Here is a 22,965-nt window from a genome sequence, read left to right as displayed (position 1 = left end):
ATGACCACCCCATCACACGTACCCGTAGCCATTATCGGTGCCGGCCCTGCAGGTCTGACCCTGGCACACTTATTGCACCTGCAAGGCGTGGAGTCGGTAGTGTTCGAGACCCGCTCGCGCCAGGACGTCGAAGAGACCGTGCGCGCTGGCGTGCTCGAGCAGGGCACCATGCAGATGATGCGCGAGACCGGAGTCGGCGAGCGCATGGACGCGGAAGCAGACATCGACGAGGGCATTGATATCTCCGTGGATAACCAGCGCACCCGCATCGCACTGACCGAGCTGACCGGCTACCACATGGCGGTCTACCCGCAGCATGAGTACCTGAAGGACTTCATTGCCAAGCGGATCGAAGACGGCGGGGAACTGCTGTTTAACACCACCGTGGATGATGTCACGGGTTACGACGAGGACCTCTGTACCGTCACCTACACCGACGAGGCTGGTGTCCAACACACCCTGACCGCGGATTATGTGGTCGCCGGTGATGGATCGAAGTCGCCGTACCGCAAGCCCATCCTCGAATTGCCCGGTGCTCACCGCGCGCACCACGAGTACCCATACGCCTGGTTCGGCATCCTAGTCAACGCCCCACAGACCCAAAAGGAACTGATTTACGCCACCCACGACGCGGGCTTCGCTCTGATTTCTACTCGCTCCGAAACCGTGCAGCGCTACTACCTACAATGCGACCCGGAGGACTCCGTGGACATGTGGCCAGACGAGAAGATCTGGGAGCAGCTCCACCTGCGCGTCGACTCCGATGACCTGCAGGTCTCCGAAGGAGAGATCTTCGACAAGAACGTCCTGCGTTTCCGCTCTGCTGTCACCGAGCCGATGCAGCGTGGTCGCCTGTTCATCTGTGGCGATGCGGCACACACCGTCCCACCAACCGGCGCGAAGGGCCTCAACCTGGCAGTGGCCGACGTGGCCGTCCTTGCACCAGCACTGATCCGCGCAGTGAAGAAGTCCAACACCGACCTGCTGGAGAAGTACTCCGACCTGGCCATCCCACGCGTGTGGAAGGCACAGCACTTCTCCTACTGGATGAGCTCCATGCTGCATGCCACCCCAGGTGAGGAGTACTTCCAGTCCCAGCGTCGCCGCGGCGAGCTGCGCGCCATGCTGTCCTCTGAGGCAGGCCGCAAGTACCAGGCGGAGCAGTACGTCGGCATGGACCTGCCAAAGTTTGATATCTAATTTCGTTCTAGCTTTTTTCAGAAAGGGGCGAACCTTTGCGTTCACCTGCTATTGTCGTCGTTTTGCTGTGGATTGCGGTCCTGCTCGACGGCTTCGACATGGTCGTCCTCGGTGCGACGTTGCCGGCCATGATGGACGACCCGAATTGGCACCCCACCGCGGCCCAGGGCACCCAGATCTCCACCGCGGGCCTATTCGGAATGATGATCGGCGCGCTGGTCATCGGTGCGGCAACGGATAAGATCGGTCGTCGCAACGTGATGATCTTCTCCGTCTCCGCGTTCTCGCTGCTCACCCTGGCGATGGGCTTTACCTACAGCTTCTGGATCTTCCTCCTGCTGCGCTTCTTCGCAGGCGTGGGCCTCGGTGGCTGCCTGCCCACGGCAATCTCGATGGTCACCGAGTTCCGCGGGCGCGACAAGGCCGGCTCCTCGACGACCACCGTCATGACCGGTTACCACATCGGTGCTGTGCTGACGGCGCTGCTGGGCATCTTCATCATTGAGCCGTTTGGCTGGCACGCGATGTACATCATCGGTGCGATCCCAGGTTTGATCCTGGCGCCTGTCATGTACTTCCTGCTGCCGGAATCCCCGCAGTACCTCAACAACGTGGGCCGTACCAAGGAAGCACAAGAAATCGCCGATCAGTACGGGCTTGAGCTTGTCGACGAATTGGACCGCGAAGCTGCGGCCCACTCCCAAGAAACCGGGGCCAAGGCCCTGCTCAAGCCGCCATACCTGCGTAACTCGCTGGCGGTGTGGGCGACCTCCTTTATGGGCTTGCTCTTGGTCTACGGTTTGAACACCTGGTTGCCACAGATCATGCGTGCTGCCGACTACGACATGGGCAACTCGCTGGGCTTCCTCATGGTGCTCAACATCGGTGCCGTGGTTGGCCTGATCATTGCGGGTGCGGTTTCCGACCGATTCTCGCCACGCACCACTGCGTTGCTGTGGTTTGTTATGTCCGCAGTATTCCTCGCCCTGATGGCGATCCGGATGCCAATGACCGCACTGTACATCACGGTGTTTATTACCGGTATCTTTGTGTTCTGCTCGCAGAACCTGGTGTACGCGTTTGTGGGCGAGAACCATCCGTCGAATCTGCGCGCGACGGCAATGGGCATGGCCGCTGGTATCGGTCGCCTCGGCGCGATCAGTGGTCCGGTCCTGGGTGGTCTGTTGATTACCTACAACCTGGCCTACCCGTGGGGCTTCTTCGCCTACGCGGCCGTGGGCCTGTTGGGCGCGATCCTGATGAGTATTACCCGCCCGCTGTACAAAAAGCGCTCCCGGGTCACCGCGGAGGCTGAACCACAGTCCGTGAGCTAGGTTCATTAGGGGCTTAGACCCGGTTGGTCGAAAACAGTTTTCGACCAACCGGGTTTTTGCGTGTGTTTTTCTGGGTCGGATGGTCGAAAAGCGCCGGGTGGTCGAAAAAGGGGTCGGTCGGTTTTCGACCACGCGACAGCAGGGCGGCCGCGAATCTACCGCAGCACCGCCGCGAGCTCATCGCGGCCCTTGACCCCAAGCTTTTTGTACACATGCGTGAGGTGATATTCCACGGTCTTGGGAGCAATGGTCAGCTGGCGGGCGATCTCACGGTTGGTGGTGCCCTCGACAGCCAGGTGGGCGACTTGTTCTTCCTGGGCCGTGAGCCCGAGCTTGTTATGGACGTGCCCGCCGACACCACTAATGCGTCGTTCCTGGTTACAGCGCTCCACCATCGCGTGCGCGCCCATCTCTAAGAAGAGGTCGGAGGCGCGGCGCAGAATCTCGTCGGCAAAGGACCGCCGCCCGCCGCGGCGCAGGACCAAACCATACTCAAACAACACTCGTGCCGCGTAGGCGGGCATTTCTGAGTGCTCCACGGAGTCCACGGCGTCGTCGAAAAGCGAAAATGCTTTCGTGGTCTGTCCGCGCTGCATCATGATCGTGGCGCGCGGCACGGCATTTTTGGCGAACAGCGACCGGAGATGGAAGGGGCGGCTGCGCTCGTCGGCTTCGGTGATGACCTGGTCGGCTTCGTCGATACGCCCGGCGCGAATCAGTGTCTGGGCGTAGACATCTTCCCATGGCCAATAACCGGGATGGTAGGTATCCACGCCGCGGACTGTGCGGGCGAGGGCTTCGCTGGCATCGAGCGCGATGCGGAGGTCGCCGACGCTGGCAGAGACGATCATCTTGCCCATCGCGGCGGGGAGTTGCTGGATAAGGAAGGAGTCGCTGCCAATGTTGGTGCGCTTGAGGTAGGAATTGGCAAGTGTTTCGTTGCCCTCCATGGCGGCGATTTGGGCGCCTGTCCAGAGCAGAAACGGCTGGAGGAGGGAGATGCCGTTGAGCTCGCAGGTGGACAACCCGCGTTCGACAACTTCCTTGGCGGCCTTCCATTCGCCGGTGACGTAGAGGGTGCGGGCGAGTACGGCGTCGCGCCACATGCTGACCGACAGGGCGCCGCCGGGGACGTGGCGCAGTTTGACGCGGGCGCTGTGAGGATCGTCGTTGGCGAGGTCGACCCACCCGGCAAACAGACTGCCGCGCTCCCGGGAAATGGTGTGGGTAAATTCTGGCGCTTCGGCGGGTTTCTTGCCTTCGAGGATGTCGCGGGCGAAGGCGTTGTGGATCTTGGCTTCTTCGTGGTGCTCAGAGGTAGGAGCCGTAATCGTCATGATGTGCGCCGAGCGTTTCGCTACGGCGTGGAGATCCCAGTTCGACAGATCATAGACGGATCCGATGGCCGACTGATCGGCAGAATTTGTGGTCTGGCGCAACATTGCTGTGGCCTGGGCGTGGTGCCCGCCGTAGAGAGCAACATAGCCGGTCAAGGAATCGCGCTGTTCCACATCAACGATTCCCGTGCAGTCCTGCAGGTAGAGCTCAGTTGTGTCCAAATCCAGGTGAGCGATGTGGGACGTGGCCTTCTGCAACAGCAACTTTTCGCGGGTCACGGGATTGCTCGCGCGCGCGTCGGTGGGGGTTGCGGCATCGGTGATGGCAGCGAAGCGCGGATCCCTCAGGACCGGGGTACGGCCTTTTTCTGACGGACGAAGATCTACGAGACCAGCGCTAATAGCTTCCTGCAGGTCCTCTGCCTTCAGCGGCCGAGCGAAGAGAGCGTCGCGGGTCTGCGGGCTCAGGTCTGCGGTGCGCGCTGCGAATTCGTCATGCCACGCCGAAGGAATCGCCAGCGTTGCCCCGGGTTGGGTCCAGGAATCCCGCGGAGTTTCACGCAGGATCTCGACGATGAAATCTGGGCGACCCCGACTTGCCACATAGAGCTCCTCGACGAGCATCACTGGCAATTTGTGCCCGGTAATCAGGCGTACTAATTGGTCGGTTTCGCGCATCGTGAGGGGAGGAAGATCAATAACGTCATCAGCAAAACCGTGCACGCGATCCGAGGTGACCGAAGCGATAAGGGTCGTGGACTCCCGTTTTGCCGCTTTGATGAGTGTTTGAAAAGACCTCTCGTCGGCCTGATCGAAATCGTGGATCACATAAATGGGTGCCGCCGCGCTAGGGTCAGGGAGTTGAGCGAGCAGCGCGCCGGGTTCGTCGCGCTCCCACGGCAACGTAGTGAACACCGACGTCCGCTCGCCAGAAAGAGCGCCAGACAGGGAGCCAGACAGCGACTCCGGCAGCGAATCCAGGAACTCCTTGGTGCCCATCCCCACGGTGGTGGGCAGCACGACGAGTCGGTGTTCATGGGCAGAGATCAGGGAAGTGATCCGGTCCACGATGTCACCGCGCAGCATCGTACTCGTCCGAGCATTCATAAATATCTACCCTAGGCGAAGCACACCATGGGGGCAGACAGAACCTATTGGTTATGCAAGGCGCGCGAAAGCTCGGAGCGCGTACGAATCCCCAGCTTTCGATACACCCGCGTGAGGTGATACTCCACAGTTTTGGCCGAAAGATACAGTTCGGTCGCGGCTTCCTTGTTGGTGGCACCGTCGGCGACCAGTGTGGCAATCTCCATCTCCTGCGGCGTCAACCCATTGGGCGAAGGCTCGCGGGAGCCCAAGCCACCGGCGCGACGCTCTCGGTTGCAGCGTTCGACAAAGAAATCAGCACCCATCGTGGCATAGAGTTCGGCGGCACGGGCGAAGCGGTCGTCGGCAAGTTTTCGTTTGCCGACGCGGCGCAGCGCCTGGCCATACTCGAACAAAATACGGGCGGTATAGATAGGGGTATTCAGCGGTTCAATCATGGACATGGCGTCGTCGAAAAGCTGTACTCCCTTGGTCACCTCACCTTGGGCGAGCAGCAAGCGACCGTGCGAGGTGTTCAGCTTGGCCTTGACCGAGATGATGTTCGAGGCCTGGACCCGATCGAGGTCACGGTCGATTTGCCACTGCGCCTCGTCGAGACGCCCGGCCTGGACCAGGGTATTGACCCACACGTCGTGCCACGGCCAAAAACCCGGCTGCGAGGTGTCCACTTCTTTGTCCAGGTCAACGAGGTGCTGGCCGAAACGCAGCGCGGTGGTCAAATCAGCGTCGGTCTGCGCGACGTGCAGACGCGCCATGGCCGAAGGGATTTGCTGGATCGGGAATGCATCGTGACTTAAGGTCATCCGGCTCGTATACATACGCGTGAGCTCGCGGTCACCGCGCATGCTGGCAATGGTTGACCCGGTCCACAGCAATAGTGGCTCGAGGAAGGTGATGCCAAAGCGCTCGACGCGGGCTAGTCCGCGCTCCATGGCACGTTCTGCGGCATCGAGATCCCCGGATAGGTAGTAAGCGCGCGCAAGCCACGCATCCATCCAGGTACCAATGCGTTCCGAGCCTTCGCCTGAGCTTTGCACCATCAGGTGCTGGCGCGCGGCAGTGAGATCGTCGTGGACGAGTGCGACCCAGCCGGTAGCCATGTGGCGACGCTGCGCCATGATCTCAGTCTCCCAGGGCACGGGAGCGTCGTCCGGGGCGACACCGGAGGTCGCGGCCTTGCCAATAATCGAGATATAGTGCGCCTCCAGGTTCGTTGACGATTGTGGCTCGGCCCACTGGCTACTCGTCGCTGCCCAGCCGACCAGCTTTTCCGGTTGCCATTCACACAAGGAGAGCAGTACTTGACGCGATGCGACGCGTGTGCGCATCTCCGCGTCCTTACTATCGTGTGCTTCCAGAGTTGCCCAGGCACGCTCGATCAGGGACTTCGCGTCGAAGCGTCGACCCTCATGCAGAGCGAGGTAACCGCGGATCGAATCCACGTGTGCATTGTTGCCCTGCCCTCGCATTTGCAGGGCGTATTGCCGGGCACGAGGAATATCAGAGTCGGAGATCAGCGACTCGATAGCGCGAAGAGTGAGCTTGTCGCTTAACGACGAATCGCCGGCCACTTTGGAGGCAAAACTCAACATCGTAAACGCTTGTCGATAGTTTCCCGCCATGCTGAGCTGACGCGACCTTTTCGTCATGATCTCGGCCAGCTCATCGGAGGATTCTTCGAGCCCCTGCGCGTCATGCATGAGCGCTTCAGTTTCATTGCCTTGCACACGGAACCAGGTTGCTGCCCGCTGGTGGATTGAGCGCAATTCCTCGGGTGGGGTAGAGGCACGAATGACGGCGAGGTCGGTGGAATTGGCAAAGACCACGACGCGACGAGTGCCATCGGGAACCGAATGCACGATTCCGTGTGCGAAAGCGGTGGTGAGCTGCAGCTTGTCGTCGATAAGTTCTTCGAGCGCATCGAGGTCGCTGCATGCGCTGACGGTCTGCAGGGCCTCAATCACATCTATGTCCTTGGTCCGCTCATCGAAGGCGCGACGCCAATGCGCGGGCAGCGGCAAGTAGGGGTTGCTTTGGTGCCAGTGGTCCTCGGGAACCGCGTCTAGGAGGTCGCGAATGAGCCCCGGGTCGCCTCCCGTGACTTCAAGGACGCGATTGCTCAAATCCGGATTCAAGTGCACACCGCGGTGACGCAGGCTTAAGGCAGCAACATCGTCGATACCCAGAGGCGGCAATGTGATGGTGAGATCAGCCAGGTAGCGATACTGTTCCACGGTCGTGTTGGACGTGGTGGCAAGCACCAAGGCGAAACGACCTTCCTTGGTCGTTTGCGCCAGCTCGATCAACTCGTGCAGCGAAGACTTGTCTGCCCACTGGGCGTTATCCACCACGATGGCCTGCGCGGACTTCGCGGAATCGAGTTCCTTAAAGTCTCCAAGGTCGCGCTGCAGCTGACAGCTAAGCCACCCCTGGTCCTCGCTGCGCCATTCCATTGCAGAGATTCGCGCGATGGCGAATCCCGGAAGAGTACGCACCACTCGGTCCACTACTTCTGAGGGGCCCGGACCGGCCAGAATGATAATTGTTCCGGTTCCCGCGGGGGAGCCGACGATCTGCTCAACCACTCTTTGGGTATCGGTCGCTGCACTATAAGCCATGATTGTTCACCTTACGTCAGGTCTTGCGAGGGAAATCCCTCACACGACCCTAAGTAATTATCCTTGATCGCCGCCAGCGACAGGAAGCACCGATCCGGTGATGTAGCTGGCTTCGCGAGAAGCCAGGAACACGATAGGTGCAGCCTGTTCGTCCAACGTTCCGTAGCGCTTAAACAAGCTGGAATCGATGGTCTGATCAACGATCGCCTGGTACCACTGCTTGGCCTGTTCGCCCTCAGGTCCTGGCCCACGCTTCACCTTGCGCTCAGGTGCGAGGGTGCCACCTGGGGCAGTAGCGACCACGCGAACATTCTTTTCGGCAGCCTCGAGCGCGAGCGCCGAAGTCAAAGCATTGACGCCACCCTTCGATGCTGCATAAGGCACGCGGTTGACGCCGCGGGTAGCAACGGAGGACACATTGACGATCGTCCCGCCGCCAGCCTCAATGAGGTGAGGAAGCTCGGCGCGCACGGACCACAGGGTAGTGAAGAGGGAGCGGTTGACTTCCTTTTCAATCTCTTCCGGTGCGTAGCGCTCGAAAGGCTTCGCCCAGATGGTGCCGCCAACAACGTTGATTGCGACATCAATGCGTCCGAACTTGTCCTTGCAGGCCTGCGCCATGGAATCGGCACCAGCGAAGGTTTCCAGGTCCGCCGTGGCCCAGCCGATCTCGGCACCGGAGCGCTGCGCGATCTCGCTAGCAACCTCCCCGACGAGATCCGCGCGATCAACGAGGAAGAGCTGAGCACCCTCGTGCGCGATCCGGTTTGCAACCGCAAGGCCGATGCCTTGAGCTGCGCCCGTGATCAACACGACCTGACCCTTGAAGCGCTCCGGGGTGATTAGTTCAGGCGTTCCTTCGATTCCTGCGCCGGTAGGCATCTCACCTTTGGCCATTAATTGCTCTCCTCGATAGCGGTGTGGACGGTCTTGATGGCGCTGCGGTGGTGGCGCTCGACGATGGTGCGCACGGCGTCGAAGTCGTGTGCTTCGAGCGCGTCGACGAAGTCGAAGTGGTCTTGGACTACACCTGGTGCCACAAAGCCCTTATCGGCGAGCTCGTTGTGCATGACCTCGACGACATCGAGCACGTGGTAGGCCTGCTGCATCGCAGGGTTACCGGAACGATCGAACAAGAAGTCGTGGTAGTTGTGGTTCGCCTCGGTGTAGGCCACAGCATCGAGGAACTTGTCACCCTCGATGTACTTCTTGCACTCCTCTGCGCGGCGGCGCAGTTCCGCGTAGTCCTCGCTGTCAAGCTTGTCGATCATGAGGGTGACCACGCCAAGCTCAAGCGCCATAAGTGCGTTGAACTGTGCTTCGGAGTTGGTCTTTGCGGTAAGGATGTGGCCGGTTTCGATGCCACCTGCCTCATCCGAGGTGACGGTCTTCGACAGGCCATCTTCCACGACGTTGGTCGTCGTTGGCTTCGTAGCCGTTGGCTCAGGCTTCTTCTCTCCGGCTGCCGCTGCGGCATTCGGGGTGAACTTCTCGTAGTAGAAGTTAGCCGGTGGGTTATCCAGATCATTGAGGAAGGTACGTACTGCCTCGACCATTGGTGGTGGGCCACACAGGTAGATGTCAGCGTCGCCGTCGTGCAGGTGCTCGTCCGTGATGAACTGAGTGACGTAGCCCTTGCGCTCGTGCTCCTCATCCGGTGCAGAGACTACAGAGAACCAGTCGAAGTCCTTGATCTTGTCCTTGAAAGCATTGAGACGCTCAACCTCGACGATGTCGTGGTTGAAGGTAGCGCCGTAAATCAGGCGCACGGGCTGGTCAAGATCAGGGTTTTCGGCGAGCTTCTCCAAGATCGCCAGGATGGGAGCCAAGCCGGTACCGCCGGCGAGCAGCGTGACTGGGGCTTGTGGCTCGCGCAGGAAGAACGAACCCATGGGGCCGGTGAGGTTGAGTCGGTCGCCGACCTTGGCTTCCTCGGTGAGGTAGCGAGTCATATTGCCGTCCTTGGTGTACTTCACCAGGAAGGTCACAATGTCGTCGCTTGGGCCCGAGCTGAAAGAGTAAGAACGGTGGAAGTCAGCATTAGGTGGGGCAATATTCATGTACTGACCCGGCAGGTAGTTGAGCTGATCGCGCTCTTCTAGCTGCACGGCAAATCGCACTGTCGACTCCGAAAGACGGTCGAGTTCGGTGATGTGGCCAATCAGCGTTGCTGCGCCGGCCTTCGCCGCCGCAGACGTGGTGGCAATCTGCACAACCATGTCCTCGATAGGGTAGGTCTGGCACGCCAGGATGTAGCCCTGGTCTGCCTCCTCCTCGGTCATGGCGTCATCGATGTACTCGCCTTCTTCGTACTCGCCAGACTCACAGAACGCCTTGCAGGTACCGCAGGCGCCGTCACGGCAGTCAAAGGGGATGTTGATTCGTGCCTTGTATGCCGCATCGGTGATGGTCTGGTCTTCTTCGACGGTGATGAATCGAGTCACACCGTCTTCGAAGGTCAGGGCAACTTGTGGGTCAGCCATGAGTGGCCTCCTGTTCTACCCAACTTTCGTGGGTCCTAATACTGAACTTCAATTACGTGAAAACCAGAACGAATTAGAGCTGGTAGATATCTACAACGTGGTGGATGTAGTCGTTCTTCAAAACGATCTTCTTGCTTGCAATCTGTGGCTTCTCACCAGAGAAGTCGATGGTCAGCCACGTGGTGCCGAAGTAGTGGTCGGTGGTGTTGTAGCGGAAGTAGTAAGAAATCCAGTTGTAGCGGATGTCTACTTCGCCGTCACGCTGCTCCAAGATCTCGATGTTGGAGGCGTTGTGGCTGGTGCGTGGCTCAGGGATCGAGGTTGCAGACGAACGCTCGGTGCGGATGCGGAACACACGATCCTCGAGGCCAGCGCGGGTGGGGTAGTAGATCAGCGAGATTTCATTTTGTGGGTCGGTGGTCAGCTGCTCATCGACGTCCCAGGCCGGCATCCAGTAGGACGTGTCTGGGCGGTAGCACTCGAGCCACTCCTCAAACTGACGGTCATCGAGGAGGCGGTTTTCGTAGTAAAGGAAATCTTGGATTTGTTCGCGGGTGATTTCAGACATTGGCGAAGCTCCTTTGAAATAGGTGTGTGAGTGAAAGCGAGGGACGATTACTGCTTGCGCTTGCGGCGGACGCGACGGCCGGTGGAGCTGGTTTCGCCTGCGCTGGCGGAGGAGGAAGAGGAGGCCTTCGCAGCTGCACGTGCCTTGGCGAATGCGACGGTGGCTGCAGACGATTCCTCGTCGTCACGCACCTGCTTGGAAGTACGGGCGGCTAGGTCGGCGTCTTCTTGATCGACGGCCTTTTCCATGAGCTCTTCCCAGTAGGTGTGCTGGATTGGGTAGAGGCCCTCGTCCTCAGCGCGGGCACCGGAGGAGAGCACTTCGTTCATTCCCAGTTGCTTCGCTACTTCGTTAGCGCCCTCAACCTGGTGCTCCAAGCCGCGGGTCATGTCGTTCCATGGGAAGGAGGTTGCCTGGTAGGTCTTCTGGCAGGAACGGAACTCTTCCAGGTCATCTGGGGTAGCCATGCCGGTTGCGTTGAAGAAGTCCTCGTACTGGCGGATGCGGTTCGCGCGGTTCTCAGCGGACTCGCCCTTGGGAGCGATGCAGTAGATGGAGACTTCGGTCTTGTCTACCGAGACTGGCTCGAGGCGACGGATCTGGGTGGAGAACTGATCCATGATGTAGACGTTCGGGTAGAGGCAGAGGTTGCGCGATGCGCCAACCATGAACTTGCCGCGCTCTTCGCCGTGGAGTTCCTGCAGCTCTCCGAGGCGGTCGAAGACTGGGCGGTCCTCAGGGTTTGCCCACTCGGTCCACAGTGCGAGGTGGCCGTGAGGGAAGGAGAAGTAGCCGCCACCTTGCTCGCCCCACTTGCCTGCGTCCATGGCCTTGGTGTCGTTCTCGGACTCGCCGGTGGAGCGACGGCCGGTGGTGGCCGCGTAGTTCCAGTGCACGGAGGACACGTGGTAGCCGTCCGCGCCGTTTTCGGTTTGCAGCTTCCAGTTGCCGTCGAAGGTGTAGGTCGAGGTGCCCTTGAGAACCTCGAGGCCCTCAGGGGACTGGTCGATGAGCATGTCGAGCATCACGCGGGTATCGCCGAGGAACTCCTCGAGCGGCACGACATCGTCGTTAAGCGAACCGAAGAGGAAGCCGCGGTAGGACTCGAACTTCGGGATGCGACGCAGGTCGTGGGAGCCGTCCTTCTTGAAGGTGTCAGGGTAGCCACCGTTGGCCTCGTCCTTGGCCTTGAGGAAGGTGCCGTCGTTGGAGAAGGTCCAGCCGTGGAAAGGGCAGGTCAGGGTGGTGCGGTTGTCGACCTTCTTGCGGCACAGCATCGCGCCACGGTGGGAGCAAGAGTTGACGATGCAGTTGAGCTCGCCATCCTTGGAGCGGGTGATCACAACTGGCTGACGGCCGATGTTGGTGGTGAAGTAATCGCCAACGTTAGGGATCTGGGACTCGTGGGCCAGGAAGATCCAGTTGCCTTCGAAAATGTACTTCATCTCGAGGTCGAAGATTTCTTCATCGGTGAAGACTTCGCGGTTGAGGCGGACGATGCCTTCTTCTGGCTCGTTCTGAAGGACGCGGGAGAGGATTTCGCGAACATCTGCGGTCGGTGACGTCATGGTGCGTTCCTTTGCTAACTAGAGTTCAAGAGTGATCTGGATAAGCTGGAAGACTTATCTCGGGGCTTCCACCGTGTGCCGAACAGGCGCCTTACCTGCGGTTGTGCTGGATTTGGCTCATATGAACTGCGGGGTGGGATGCCACAATGCTGTCAAAGAATGAACTGCATCACATTGGGGAATGTCCTAGGTGTGATTAGGGGGTCAGTTTTCAAAAATGAGAAACTCCAGCTAAATGGCGTAATTTATGGCGAAAAGTAGTACGAGATGGCGAACCTCCCCCGATCCCTAGTACAATTCCTAGGGTTGGCTAGGGGCATTGGGTTCACAATGTGAACGCTGCGTTCACTAGCAGTGCATTTGCTCTTTGTGCTGGGAAACGACACTCAAGTGGGCCAAATGAGGCGCCTACCCCCTTGCGAGTCCCTCGTGGTTTAGGCCACACTCTTAGTAGGCCAACAGGGCGGATCACTCTTTAGTGAGATGCTCAGTAGACTGGCACATGCTACGAGCAGAAATCACCAACTCACCAACTACCAGGAGTACATACATGTCCTTCGAAAATCTCTCCGGCGCAGAGGGCGACCTAACCGCAAAGGGTTCCGGCAACGCAGCAACCGACAAGTTCAAGCACGAGGCTGTGAAGTCCGATACTTCCCAGGAGCGCGCTAACGCGATCTACACCGACACCTTGGCAGCACTTGGCGAGGTAGCTCGTAAGCACCAGGTCACCTACGACGAGTACCGCGTGCTGAAGAACTGGCTCATCCAGGTTGGCGAGTACGGCGAGTGGCCACTGTGGCTGGACGTTTTCCTCGAGCACGAGATCGAGCAGATCAACTACAACCGCATGGGCTACACCGGCACCAAGGGTTCCATCGAAGGCCCTTACTACGTGGAGAACGCTCCAGAGCTGCCTTGGAACACCGAAATGCCAATGCGCGAGCAGGACAAGGCTGCAACTCCTTTGATCTTCAAGGGTTCGGTCACCGACGTTGACGGCAACGGCCTCGGCGGCGCAACCGTTGAGCTGTGGCACGCGGACGAAGAGGGCTACTACTCCCAGTTCGCTCCTGGTATCCCAGAGTGGAACCTGCGCGGCACCATCCGCACCAACGAGAACGGCGAGTACGAGATCAAGACTCTGCAGCCTGCTCCGTACCAGATCCCAACCGACGGTCCTACCGGCTGGTTCATCGCTTCCTACGGCGGCCACCCATGGCGCCCAGCTCACCTGCACCTGCGCATCAAGCACCCGGGTTACCGTGAGATCACCACTCAGCTGTACTTCCAGGGCGGAGACTGGGTTGAGAATGACGTTGCAACCGCAGTGAAGCCAGAGCTCATCCTGGATCCACAGAAGACCGAAGACGGCAACAACTTGGTCAACTACAGCTTCGCGCTGGACAAGGAAGACTAATTAGGAAGACTTTACTGGTCTACCTTCTAGCCCCCGCACCCCGCTACTGTGGGTGTGGGGGTTTCGCTGCTAAGCAAGGAGTACACATGTCTGATCTAACAATTGCGCAAGTAAATACGACACTGCTCGACGTCCCGCTGATCCGCCCGCACGGGTTTGCCACTTACACCGCTACTTCTCAGCCCATCTTGCTCGTCGAGGTCGTCCTCGACGGCGGGGTCAAGGGCTACGGCGAGGGTGTCGTCCCAGGCGGTCCATGGTGGGGCGGCGAGTCCGCTGAGACCATGAAGGTCATCATCGACGGACACTTGGCACCAATCATGGTTGGCCGCGAAGTCAATGAACTCGTAGGCATCCTCAAGGACTTTGAGGGCTCCGTGGCAAACATGCGTTTCGCCAAGGCTGCCGTCGACGTGGCAATGCACGACGCGTGGGCCCGTGCCCTCGGAGTGCAGGTCCGCGACCTGCTCGGTGGCCGACTTCGCGACGAGGTCGACGTGACCTGGGCGCTTGGCGTGTTGCCTCTCGACGAAGCCGTGGCCGAGATCGAGGAGCGCATTGCCTCCCACGGACACAAATCTTTCAAGCTGAAGATGGGTGCCGGCGACCCTGACCGCGACACCAAGCGCATCGCCGAGCTCTCCGAGGCACTTGACGGCAAGGTCGGCCTGCGCATCGACGTCAACGCACGCTGGGATCGCCTCACCGCACTGCGGTACCTACCACGTCTGAAGGATGCCGGCATCGAGCTCTTCGAGCAGCCAACCCCTGCCGACGATCTGGACACCCTGCGCGAGATCACCACCCGCATCGGTGTGCCCGTGATGGCCGACGAGTCGGTGTGCTCGCCAGCCGACGCCCTTGCCGTGGTGAAGGCTCAGGCAGCCGACGTGATCGCCATCAAGACCACCAAGCTCGGTGGCCTCCAGGAGTCGAAGAAGACCGCTGCGATTGCCGAAGCAGCAGGCCTGGCCTGCCACGGTGCTACTTCGCTGGAGGGCCCATTCGGCACCGCCGCGTCCTTGCACTTCGCTTGTTCCACTCCGGCGATCACCTTCGGTTCCGAGCTCTTCGGCCCGATGTTGCTCAAGGAGTCGTACACCACCGAGGACCTCGTCTACGAAGATGGCGTGGTCAAACTGCCCGAGGGTCCAGGTCTTGGCCTCGACCCGGACTGGGACAAGGTCAAGGCGTTCGCCCGCGACTAGTGCTCGCACTAGGATGAGCAGGGTGAACCGCTACCTCATCTCTTTAGAAGCTCGGACCCCCGGGGACATGGACCCGGAGATCCGAGCTGACCTTTTTGCACGCACAAGAGAGATGCTTGACGACGAGTACGCGCAGGATTTTCATCGCGTCGTCGGTAAACAGGCTGTCGTTGGGATCGTAGAAATGGAACTACCCCACGAGTTCATCGCGGGGTTGCCGTTGTTTCCCTGGCTCGAGGTGAGCGTGGTGGCGTTGGCTCGTCGTTAAGCGAGCTCTTTTATGCGCTGACCTTGTCGCCGACCTGGGTGGAGGTTTGGATCTCGGTCTGTGGCGACTTCAAGCCGACGAGCGCGAATGCGGCGAGGACGAACACGGCTGCTGCGGTGATGTAGAGCGCCTGCGGGCTCCAGCCCGCCTCGGCGAGGTAGCCGATGATGACCGGGCCGAGGACGGAGCCGACGCGGCCCACAGCAAGGGTGGTGCCCACGCCGGTGGCGCGCAGATGTGACGGGTAGGCGGCCGGGGTGACGGTGTACATGCCGGTGACACAACCGTTGAGCAGCATGCCCACGAGTACACCCAGGGTAAAGGCGATACCGGGCAGCGACACCGAGTAGATGAAGGCCACCAGCGCGATCGCTCCGAGAATGGAGAAGGTAATCAGCACCTTGCGGGCGGAGACCTTGGTGGTGATGATGCCGAAGATGATCGAGCCAATCGTGCCGCCGAAGGACAACATGATGCCGCCAAGGATGCCCTGCTGCGCGGTCATGCCGGACTCGGAAAGCAGGCGCGGGGTCCACGAGTTGGCGAAGTTGAATCCGAAGTTGACGAAGCAAAATGCGATCCAGAGGCGGATCGTGACCGGCCAGAATTCCTTGGATACGAGCTGGCGGATCGGAGCCTTGTCCTGCTTGACCACCGGGTTAAGATCGACGTCGCTGCCGAGACCGATGCGTGCGGAGATCTTGCGCACTCCGTCGTGGTCGCGGCGGTTGGAAAGGTAGTCCGTGGATTCGGGCAGGATGACCAAGATTCCGACAAGGCCGATCGCGGTCAAGATCGCGCCGGTGAAGAAGATCCACTCCCAGCCGATCGTGGGGATGAAACGGCCAGCCAGAACGCCACAGATCGCAGCGCCGATGCCGTAGCCAGAGGCGTAGATCGCCATGGCGAGACCGCGATACTTGCGGTTGGAAAACTCAGAGACCACCACGGTGATGCAGGCAAGGATGCCGCCGACACCGATGCCGGTGACCACGCGCCAGAACATCAGGCCACCAAATGAGGTAGCCAGGCCTGTCATGGCCAGGCCGATCAGGTCGATCACGGAGGCCAGGATGATGATCTTGCGGCGACCATACTTATCCGCAGCGGGACCGAGGAACAAAGCACCAATGCCCACGCCAATCAGTGCGGCGGAGAGCAGCCAGCCAAGTGCAGCGGAGCCAATTCCGAACTCTTCAGTAATCGAGTTTGCGGAATAGGACGTGGCGACGAGATCGAATCCGTCGAGTGCGTTGAGGTAGGTGACCAAGGCGATAATCAGCCATTGGTAGCCAGTCATACGTGAGAAATCGATACGCGAGCGTATATCCATACGGGTATCCAAAAGGAGCATCCTTGCTATGTCGAAGAGGGAACGGCTGCACAACTGTGGCTGGGCAGACGTTTCCGTTCGGCTCAAGGGCTCTCGGCGTCACGGACTGTGAAATTATTTACGAATGAGAAATTTAGCCTATTGACTGAGAAAAGTCCGAATTATATTCAGAACTACGGGCAGTGGGGGAGGGGAAACGCAGACCGATTTCCCCTCGTCGACTTTGGCGACAACAATGATGCTGCATGGGAACGCATATCGTGACGCCTCAGACGAAAACACCGAAGAGAGCGGCACTATCAAGCTGGATCGGTTCTGCGCTCGAGTACTACGATTTTGCGGTCTATGGCACCGCCGCCGCACTCGTGCTCAACCACCTCTTCTTTCCAGAAGACGCCTCTCCGGCCGTGGCCATCTTAGGCTCAATGGCCACCGTGGGTATCGCCTATGTCGTCCGCCCGCTCGGCGCACTGATCATGGGCCCGCTGGGCGACAGATATGGGCGCAGCTTCGTGCTCATGCTGACACTTTTCATGATGGGTGCTGCGACCTTCGCCGTCGGACTTCTGCCCACATATGAGCAGGTGGGCATCTTAGCGCCCATCTTGTTGGTTGTTTGCCGCATCTTCCAGGGGCTGTCGGCTGCGGGCGAGCAATCGTCGGCAATTTCTACCTCGCTGGAACATGCCGACGAAGACAAACGCGCCTACACCGCATCGTGGACGCTGCATGGCACGCAATTCGGTACTCTGCTGGCCACCGCAGTGTTCCTGCCGTTTACGGCTTTCCTCACCGAGGAGCAACTCTTTAGCTGGGGATGGAGGATCCCATTTTTGCTCTCCGCCGTGGTTGTCGTTGCGGCCTACCTCATTCGCAGGCAGCTCTCTGAGCCGCCGGCGTTTTATGAATCCAAGAGCGAAAACCCACTGCGCGAGGTACTCTCTCGACACAAAACGGCCGTGGTCCGAATCGCGTGCGCCGCTCTGATTAATACAGTCAACGTTGTCTTTACCGTTTGGTCGCTGAGCTTCGCTACTTCCATTGTGGGCCTCGATCGCTCGACGATGCTCATGGTCAGCATCGCGGCGAACGCGCTGGCGCTTGTTGTCATTCCACTCTCGGGGCGCCTGGCAGACAAGATTGGTCGCAAGGTTGTGTTCATCTCCGGTGCGCTGAGCTCGGGAATCATGATGTTCTTCTATCTCAACGCCGTAGCTGACGGAAACTGGGCACTGATCTTTGTCTGCGGTGTGCTGATGTCAGGTGGCTTCTATTCAATGGCGAACGCGACCTGGCCTGCGTTCTATGCCGAGATGCTCCCCTCGTCGGTACGCGTGACCGGCCTAGCCCTAGGCACACAAATCGGTTTCGCAGTCTCGGGTGGTTTTGCACCAGTGCTGGCGAGTTGGGTCGCTGGCGAAAACGGCGACAATTACCAGGCGGTTGCCGTTGCAGTTGCCGTGGTCTGTATCGTTGCCGCGCTTGCTGCGCTCACGGCGCGCGAAACTAAAGACCTCACCCTCAAAGAGATTGACGCTTAATCGTTACTCGACGACTTCTGCGTCCGTCCCTGGAGCCGATTCAGTTTCGGTTGCCGTTGAGGTCGCAGACGAGGTTGCAGACGAGGTTGCAGACGAGGTTGCAGACGAGGTTGCAGTCTCCTCAGTGGTCGTCATTTCTGTTGTCATCCCGTGCGGCTCGTACTGAGTCTGCTCCTCTCCCTCTTCCGTGGAGCAGACCAACATCCGGTTCGTAATATTTTCCGGTGCGCCCTGCTCCGCCCAGTACTCAACGTCGTAGCACGGGTAGCCTGACGGCCAGCTCTCGCCAGCGGATGGGACATCGGTCCATCTGCCGTCAACGTAACGCAGGAAGAACATCCCGTCGGTGTTTGCCCAACCCAGGTGTGCCCACTGGCCGTCGCAATAAAGCATGCCAAGTTCGCCCGGTTGCGAGTCTTCAATGGTCTGCCACGGGCAGCGGTCCTCAACGGGCGTTGTTGTTGTCGTTGTCGCTGATGCCGTAGGCGAAGTAGGCGTCGACGCGCTCGTACTAGTACTGGTACCAGCGCTCGACTGTGGCGCGGAAGAGCTCGTAGATACGCGCGAACTCGTCGCTGGTGTTGCTGAAGAAGTAGTGCGCGGAGTACTTGTCGACGACGGCGCCGCTGCTGGGGGAGGATCCGGAGACTGGCAGGCGGCCAAAGTAAGTGCCGCGCCCATGCTGAGACCTGCGATGACAATTGTTCGCTGAGTGCCCATGACGGTGCCTCTCTGTCGAAGCTACCGCCGGCCCTCTACTTGGTGGGGGCAGGATCTAGCAGCTTGCCTACGACCACCCCGGCGACAAGACCCCAGAATGGTGCAGACAAACCAAGGAAAGTCACCTCAGTGATAGTTACTAAAAAGCATACCAGCGCACCTGTCGACCAGGAACCACTAAAACCTGCGACAAACGCATTTTTCAACGGAGTTAACATGGCAATACCTGCCAAAGCCGCGATGAACGAGGCCGGCATGGCCAGCATGAAACCCACGAAAGCCGGAGAGAAGATACCGACGATAATCGCGCCCACCGCGGTGACCATCGCAGCTGTGTAGTGGCGCGACTTGTCCTTGCCGGACACGATCAACGCGTTGGTCGGGCCCGTGAGGCACGTGGAAGTACAACCCAGCAGGCCCACCGGAATCGACCACAATCCCGAGACTGCAGCAGAGAGATTGACTCCTTGCCGGTGTCCCGCAGCGCGCAGGACCGCCAGACCCTGCCCGTTTTGGACGAACACCACGGTCACGGCCAACGGGATGACTAGCTCGATCATCGCGGACCAAGAGAACTCCGGCACGATCAAGAGAGGCTTTGCGACGACACCGTTATCCAAGATCCCGCCCTGGAGACGGCCGGCCACGATAGCCACAATTGTGCCCAATACAGCCGCGGTAGCAACCGGCGGAAGATATTTGCCCACGGCGGAAAACATGGTGAGAACGACGAAAACGACCACCATCGGAACGGCGATCAGCGGATCGTCGATAAGCGAATGTATTAAGTCCGTGCCGAAGCGCAGGAACACACCTGCGACCATGGCCATCACGATCGTGGCGGGGAGCAGTTCCATAATTTTGCCGATCAGACCCGTCCACCCGAGAAAGAACACCAGCACTGCTGTGGCCATGTACGCGCCGACGACCTCTTGGAGGCTTAAATGGGTGAGCGCGTCGCCGACGAGGACGGTGCCCGGGATGGTCCAGAAGAAGGCCATCGGGGAGCGATAAAGATAGGTCATCACCAGGGTGAGGAGGCCGTTGCCGAGGAAGGCACCGAAAATCCACGACGACGTTTCCTGGGCCGAGAGCTGGCCGGCGGCCGCGGCGGCGAGGATGACGGCAATGGGGCCCGACGCCGAGAAGATGAGCGCAACGATGCCGTTGCCGAACTCCTGCGGGCCGAGGTCCCTGAAAATTTCCTTCAGAGTGGGCCGCGGCAGCGTGGGACGCTCGACGGCAAGGAGCGGGAAAATGCTCACGTCAATCTCAACTCCTGATCTAGACATTTAAAGCGACAGATTTGCCCATGCTACGGACAAAACTGTCGCTTTAATAGGAGTTTTCCCTAGTCTTGCCCCTAAAGAAGGCCCCTAACGCAGTATCCTAATGTGTGCGTCGATGAATCGATTTGTAGGTGAGATAAGCACTCAATCCTTCGATACCGTACTCCGCACCAAGGCCAGAATCGTGGCGGCCTGCGAAAGGCGCAGAGTGGTTGGAACCAAAGAAATTGATCCCCACCGAGCCCGAATCCACACGGCGTGCGATCTTCAACGCCTCGGATTCATCGCTACCGAAAACAACTCCGCCGAGTCCGAATTCTGTATTGTTTGCCAGCTCAATTGCTTCGTCGTATGTGCCGTCCGAATCGTCATATTTGAGAATGGTGAGCACTGGGCCGAAGATTTCTTCCTTGGCAACGGTCATATCCGGGGTGACATCCGCAAGCACAGTGGGTGCGAGAAAGTATCCATTAGTTAGCTCGTCGCTGAGATCAGCGGGCTTGTCACCACCGGTGACAAAACGAGCACCCTCACTTTTCGCCGAATCCAGATACCCCACGACAGTGTCGTACTGAGGTTTATTCGCGATCGGACCAAATACGGTGTCGCTCTCCATGGGATCGCCCTGCTTGGCTGACGCAATCGTGTCCGCGACCATGTCCACCACTTCGTCATAGCGCGAGGCAGGGGCGAGAATCCGAGTGGAGATATAGCAGGTCTGGCCGGTGTTTCTTAGGCACGTACGGATGAGGTTTTTCGACATCGCGTCGAGATCAACATCGGGCATCACAATTGCCGACGATTTTCCGCCCAACTCCAACGTGACCGGCTTCAGATTTTCACCGCATGCCGCCGCGATCTTTTTGCCTACCCCGGTAGATCCCGTAAAGGCGACCTTCGCAACTTTCGGATGCCGCACCAGCGTGTCTCCCATGCGGCCTGGACCTGTAATCAAATTGATGACCCCGCCAGGGATGCCCGCAGCAGCGGCCGCATCGACAATAAAACGGATGGAAAGCGGAGTCGGCGAGGCGGGCTTAATCACCACAGTGCACCCTGCAAGAAGCGCCGGCGCCAACTTAATCACCACGAGATTGATGGGGAAATTCCACGGCGCGATCAGCGCGCAGACCCCAATCGGATCCTTATCCACGATGGACTCCGCGCCGCCCGCAGGGAAGGGGCGAACATCGTCACCGTCGAGAAAGCCCGCAAGAGTGGAGAAATACCGCAGAATTCCCGCAGCGTTCTTTGCCGCCCCCAAAGTTTCACTCGTCGGACTGCCGTTCTCACGTGAATTGGTTAACGCCAAGTTTTCGGCACGCAGTTCAATCTCATCGGCCATCCGACCCATGAATTCCGCTCGTTGCGCCGCCGACAGCGTCGACCAGTCGTCCAATGCTTGCGCTGCCGATTCCACCGCGGCGTTGATCTCCACCTCCGTGGCGACCGGGACCGAGCCCCAGACCTCCCCGGTTGCTGGGTCGGTGACGTCGCTTCGAGCATCGCTTTGCGACGACACCCAGTGCCCACCGATATAGAAATCGTCGACGTGGGTATATGGAAGTGCAGCGGACCTAGTCAACGTCATCGGATGACCTCCGTACGCAGTAGCTGGCGGGAGCGCTCCAAGTCAGCATTGGCGATTGCATGAGCTACCTCAGTGATCAGCTCGGGGAGAATCTCCCGCTCGAGACGAGCAACGTAGTCGCTTGCAGCCATTCCAAACCACGAGCAGGAAAGCGAGATACCTGCGAGATCAAAGCGCCAGAGCCGATCGGCATCGCGTACGAGGGCATCTTCAAGTGAATAAGGAACATGGCGGGTGTCGTGCCCATCGATAATGTCACAGACAGCGGTGATGAACGCCTCGTCGGCACCAAGGCCTGGAAGCACACGACGAGCGACTTTGACACCCTCGGCTTCGTGCTCGAAGCGAATTGCTGCCTTTCGCCAGTCTCCGCTGAACCCTTCAGAAATAATGCGACTTTCGTCGACGTGCGCCCACCCTGTGTCGTGTAGCAGTGCAGCCGTCAGAACGATGTCGCGATCTGCTTGTGGGTAGGCATCGCACAGCCGTGTCGCAAAAGCGACCACCACGGGGAGATGAATATCGTTTGCGCGCGTGCGGGTCTCCGGCTCAATGGCCTTCCACAATTCATCGAGTCCGAATGCCGGACTGGTGATTAATGGATCAGTGTGAAAAGGCTGATCGGTGGGGATTGGCCGTTGCGGGTACTGCGCGGCAAATTCCTGTGCGCGCTCGTCGTTAGCGTGCTCCTTCTTATCGGCCGGAGCCCATTGTGGACTGGTCGTGCTCATCGGGTCTTCTCCAATTCAACTGTGAGTGTTTTCAATGCAACCGAGCTGTCTGCGGCAGCTTCAGCAGGGATGTTTTGCGTGGCGCCGAGGGCCTTCTTGACTGCCATGAAATCAAGTGGGTTATTCACGCAATCCGCAGCAATAATCCGGCCGTCTTTGTAGTACAGAACCGAGAACTTTTGTTTCTCGTCGTCGCGTCGAATGACGGTGGAATCGAATCCGGTAGACAATCCGGCGATCTGGAGCTTGAGGTCGCCTTGATTTGACCAAAACCAGGGAATTCCTGCATATTCTTCGCGCTGGCCCATGACGGAATAGGCCGCGACCTTTGCGTGTTCGATGGCATTATTGACGCTCTCAATCGGTCAAGTCCTTTTGAGTGGTGTATCCGCCAGCGGTTGACTCAGCGATGAACTGACCGCTGACGGAACAGGATTCCTTACGCCACCAGAGCCTCCTGACCGTCACCGACAACGACGCCGACGCCGTCAGCTGCCCGGGCCTTCGCCAGCATCTCCGCCGTCGAGGACAGCATCGCCAGAGGCATGTACCGACGCTGCTGCATCCAGTCCTCATGCTGCTCAGCCAGCACTGCCCCGACCAACCGGACCACCGAATCACGGTCAGGGAAGATCCCCACGACATTGGT

Annotated in this window: 19 protein-coding genes and 1 pseudogene; 7 read left to right on the top strand and 13 right to left on the bottom strand. The window is 59.3% G+C overall.

What is annotated here, in order from left to right; genetic code table 11:
* Together A37O_RS0104270 and A37O_RS0104265 are read left to right on the top strand one after the other, a co-directional pair.
* Positions 1-1,200 carry a 4-hydroxybenzoate 3-monooxygenase gene (locus A37O_RS0104270; RefSeq protein ID WP_018296260.1) on the top strand — a complete coding sequence of 400 codons (1,200 nt, stop codon included), beginning with the start codon at positions 1-3 and terminating at the stop codon, positions 1,198-1,200.
* A 35-nt stretch (positions 1,201-1,235) separates the two neighbouring features.
* On the top strand, positions 1,236-2,534 hold the full coding sequence (locus A37O_RS0104265) for an MFS transporter (protein WP_018296259.1): 1,299 nt from the start codon (positions 1,236-1,238) through the stop codon (positions 2,532-2,534).
* 155 nt (positions 2,535-2,689) lie between these two features.
* On the opposite strand, the gene A37O_RS0104260 is transcribed toward A37O_RS0104265, so the two are convergent.
* The 6 genes from A37O_RS0104260 to benA form a co-directional block, all read right to left on the bottom strand.
* Positions 2,690-4,978 carry a helix-turn-helix domain-containing protein gene (locus A37O_RS0104260; protein WP_156802498.1) on the bottom strand — a complete coding sequence of 763 codons (2,289 nt, stop codon included), beginning with the start codon at positions 4,976-4,978 and terminating at the stop codon, positions 2,690-2,692.
* A 44-nt stretch (positions 4,979-5,022) separates the two neighbouring features.
* Positions 5,023-7,596, bottom strand: a complete 2,574-nt coding sequence (locus tag A37O_RS0104255) for a helix-turn-helix transcriptional regulator (protein ID WP_018296257.1) — start codon at positions 7,594-7,596, stop codon at positions 5,023-5,025.
* Positions 7,597-7,653: 57 nt separating this feature from the next.
* Entirely contained in the window at positions 7,654-8,493 is an 840-nt protein-coding gene (locus tag A37O_RS0104250) for a 1,6-dihydroxycyclohexa-2,4-diene-1-carboxylate dehydrogenase (protein WP_018296256.1), read from the bottom strand.
* A complete protein-coding gene (gene benC / locus A37O_RS0104245) occupies positions 8,493-10,079 on the bottom strand; it encodes a benzoate 1,2-dioxygenase electron transfer component BenC (protein ID WP_018296255.1) in 1,587 nt (528 codons plus the stop codon). Before benC ends, A37O_RS0104250 begins: the two co-directional genes overlap by 1 nt.
* 73 nt (positions 10,080-10,152) lie before the next feature.
* Positions 10,153-10,647: a benzoate 1,2-dioxygenase small subunit gene (benB, locus tag A37O_RS0104240; RefSeq protein WP_018296254.1), complete on the bottom strand. Its 495-nt coding sequence runs from the start codon at positions 10,645-10,647 to the stop codon at positions 10,153-10,155.
* Between the two features lie 47 nt (positions 10,648-10,694).
* Positions 10,695-12,215, bottom strand: coding sequence for a benzoate 1,2-dioxygenase large subunit (benA, locus tag A37O_RS0104235; RefSeq protein WP_018296253.1), 1,521 nt, complete (start codon positions 12,213-12,215; stop codon positions 10,695-10,697).
* Between the two features lie 550 nt (positions 12,216-12,765).
* On the opposite strand from benA, the gene catA reads away from it, so the two are divergent.
* The 3 genes from catA (at position 12,766) to A37O_RS0104220 (ending at position 15,111) form a co-directional block, all read left to right on the top strand.
* Positions 12,766-13,635, top strand: a complete 870-nt coding sequence (gene catA, locus A37O_RS0104230) for a catechol 1,2-dioxygenase (RefSeq protein WP_018296252.1) — start codon at positions 12,766-12,768, stop codon at positions 13,633-13,635.
* Between the two features lie 86 nt (positions 13,636-13,721).
* Positions 13,722-14,843 (top strand): muconate/chloromuconate family cycloisomerase, encoded by a 1,122-nt coding sequence (locus A37O_RS0104225; protein WP_018296251.1) that lies wholly within the window; start codon positions 13,722-13,724, stop codon positions 14,841-14,843.
* Between the two features lie 22 nt (positions 14,844-14,865).
* On the top strand, positions 14,866-15,111 hold the full coding sequence (locus A37O_RS0104220; protein ID WP_169332145.1) for a muconolactone Delta-isomerase family protein: 246 nt from the start codon (positions 14,866-14,868) through the stop codon (positions 15,109-15,111).
* A 10-nt stretch (positions 15,112-15,121) separates the two neighbouring features.
* On the opposite strand, the gene A37O_RS0104215 is transcribed toward A37O_RS0104220, so the two are convergent.
* Positions 15,122-16,411, bottom strand: a complete 1,290-nt coding sequence (locus A37O_RS0104215; RefSeq protein WP_018296249.1) for an MFS transporter — start codon at positions 16,409-16,411, stop codon at positions 15,122-15,124.
* Positions 16,412-16,689: 278 nt separating this feature from the next.
* Between A37O_RS0104215 and A37O_RS0104210 the strand changes: the two genes are divergently transcribed.
* The gene (locus A37O_RS0104210; RefSeq protein ID WP_018296248.1) at positions 16,690-17,985 is read left to right on the top strand and encodes an MFS transporter; all 1,296 of its coding nucleotides are present in this window, start codon (positions 16,690-16,692) and stop codon (positions 17,983-17,985) included.
* A 3-nt stretch (positions 17,986-17,988) separates the two neighbouring features.
* On the opposite strand, the gene A37O_RS0104205 is transcribed toward A37O_RS0104210, so the two are convergent.
* Positions 17,989-18,378, bottom strand: a complete 390-nt coding sequence (locus tag A37O_RS0104205) for a hypothetical protein (RefSeq protein ID WP_018296247.1) — start codon at positions 18,376-18,378, stop codon at positions 17,989-17,991.
* Here A37O_RS0104205 and A37O_RS0104200 point away from each other — a divergent pair.
* A complete protein-coding gene (locus A37O_RS0104200; RefSeq protein ID WP_156802497.1) occupies positions 18,377-18,697 on the top strand; it encodes a hypothetical protein in 321 nt (106 codons plus the stop codon). The genes A37O_RS0104205 and A37O_RS0104200 overlap by 2 nt on opposite strands.
* A 43-nt stretch (positions 18,698-18,740) precedes the next feature.
* Here A37O_RS0104200 and A37O_RS0104195 read toward each other — a convergent pair whose 3' ends face one another.
* The 5 genes and pseudogenes from A37O_RS0104195 to A37O_RS16060 all read right to left on the bottom strand — a co-directional run.
* The gene (locus A37O_RS0104195; RefSeq protein WP_425386895.1) at positions 18,741-19,997 is read right to left on the bottom strand and encodes a benzoate/H(+) symporter BenE family transporter; all 1,257 of its coding nucleotides are present in this window, start codon (positions 19,995-19,997) and stop codon (positions 18,741-18,743) included.
* A gap of 97 nt (positions 19,998-20,094) precedes the next feature.
* Positions 20,095-21,585: an aldehyde dehydrogenase family protein gene (locus A37O_RS0104190; protein ID WP_018296244.1), complete on the bottom strand. Its 1,491-nt coding sequence runs from the start codon at positions 21,583-21,585 to the stop codon at positions 20,095-20,097.
* A complete protein-coding gene (locus A37O_RS0104185; protein ID WP_018296243.1) occupies positions 21,582-22,316 on the bottom strand; it encodes an HD domain-containing protein in 735 nt (244 codons plus the stop codon). Before A37O_RS0104185 ends, A37O_RS0104190 begins: the two co-directional genes overlap by 4 nt.
* Positions 22,313-22,678 (bottom strand): annotated as a pseudogene (locus A37O_RS0104180) (oxidoreductase C-terminal domain-containing protein); the annotation flags it as partial. The gene A37O_RS0104185 and the pseudogene A37O_RS0104180, both read right to left, overlap by 4 nt.
* A gap of 77 nt (positions 22,679-22,755) precedes the next feature.
* Positions 22,756-22,965: transposase (locus tag A37O_RS16060; RefSeq protein WP_018295694.1), on the bottom strand; the 210-nt coding region annotated here is incomplete at its 5' end.

The sequence above is a fragment of the Corynebacterium lubricantis DSM 45231 genome (assembly GCF_000379425.1).
Classification (GTDB): Bacteria; Actinomycetota; Actinomycetes; order Mycobacteriales; family Mycobacteriaceae; genus Corynebacterium; species Corynebacterium lubricantis.
Note: the sequence above shows the minus strand (reverse complement) of the source record. Positions and strands in the feature narration are given on the sequence as shown.

Bases quoted from the DNA above. Each gene is read 5' to 3' on its own strand.
- A37O_RS0104270 (WP_018296260.1), top strand. From the start codon at position 1: ATGACCACCCCATCACACGTACCCGTAGCCATTATCGGTGCCGGCCCT.
- A37O_RS0104260 (WP_156802498.1), bottom strand. From the start codon at position 4,978: ATGAATGCTCGGACGAGTACGATGCTGCGCGGTGACATCGTGGACCGG.
- A37O_RS0104255 (WP_018296257.1), bottom strand. From the start codon at position 7,596: ATGGCTTATAGTGCAGCGACCGATACCCAAAGAGTGGTTGAGCAGATC.
- A37O_RS0104250 (WP_018296256.1), bottom strand. From the start codon at position 8,493: ATGGCCAAAGGTGAGATGCCTACCGGCGCAGGAATCGAAGGAACGCCT.
- benC (WP_018296255.1), bottom strand. From the start codon at position 10,079: ATGGCTGACCCACAAGTTGCCCTGACCTTCGAAGACGGTGTGACTCGA.
- benB (WP_018296254.1), bottom strand. From the start codon at position 10,647: ATGTCTGAAATCACCCGCGAACAAATCCAAGATTTCCTTTACTACGAA.
- benA (WP_018296253.1), bottom strand. From the start codon at position 12,215: ATGACGTCACCGACCGCAGATGTTCGCGAAATCCTCTCCCGCGTCCTT.
- catA (WP_018296252.1), top strand. From the start codon at position 12,766: ATGTCCTTCGAAAATCTCTCCGGCGCAGAGGGCGACCTAACCGCAAAG.
- A37O_RS0104225 (WP_018296251.1), top strand. From the start codon at position 13,722: ATGTCTGATCTAACAATTGCGCAAGTAAATACGACACTGCTCGACGTC.
- A37O_RS0104215 (WP_018296249.1), bottom strand. From the start codon at position 16,411: ATGACTGGCTACCAATGGCTGATTATCGCCTTGGTCACCTACCTCAAC.
- A37O_RS0104210 (WP_018296248.1), top strand. From the start codon at position 16,690: ATGGGAACGCATATCGTGACGCCTCAGACGAAAACACCGAAGAGAGCG.
- A37O_RS0104200 (WP_156802497.1), top strand. From the start codon at position 18,377: ATGCCAAGTTCGCCCGGTTGCGAGTCTTCAATGGTCTGCCACGGGCAG.
- A37O_RS0104205 (WP_018296247.1), bottom strand. From the start codon at position 18,378: ATGCTTTATTGCGACGGCCAGTGGGCACACCTGGGTTGGGCAAACACC.
- A37O_RS0104195 (WP_425386895.1), bottom strand. From the start codon at position 19,997: ATGTCTAGATCAGGAGTTGAGATTGACGTGAGCATTTTCCCGCTCCTT.
- A37O_RS0104190 (WP_018296244.1), bottom strand. From the start codon at position 21,585: ATGACGTTGACTAGGTCCGCTGCACTTCCATATACCCACGTCGACGAT.
- A37O_RS0104185 (WP_018296243.1), bottom strand. From the start codon at position 22,316: ATGAGCACGACCAGTCCACAATGGGCTCCGGCCGATAAGAAGGAGCAC.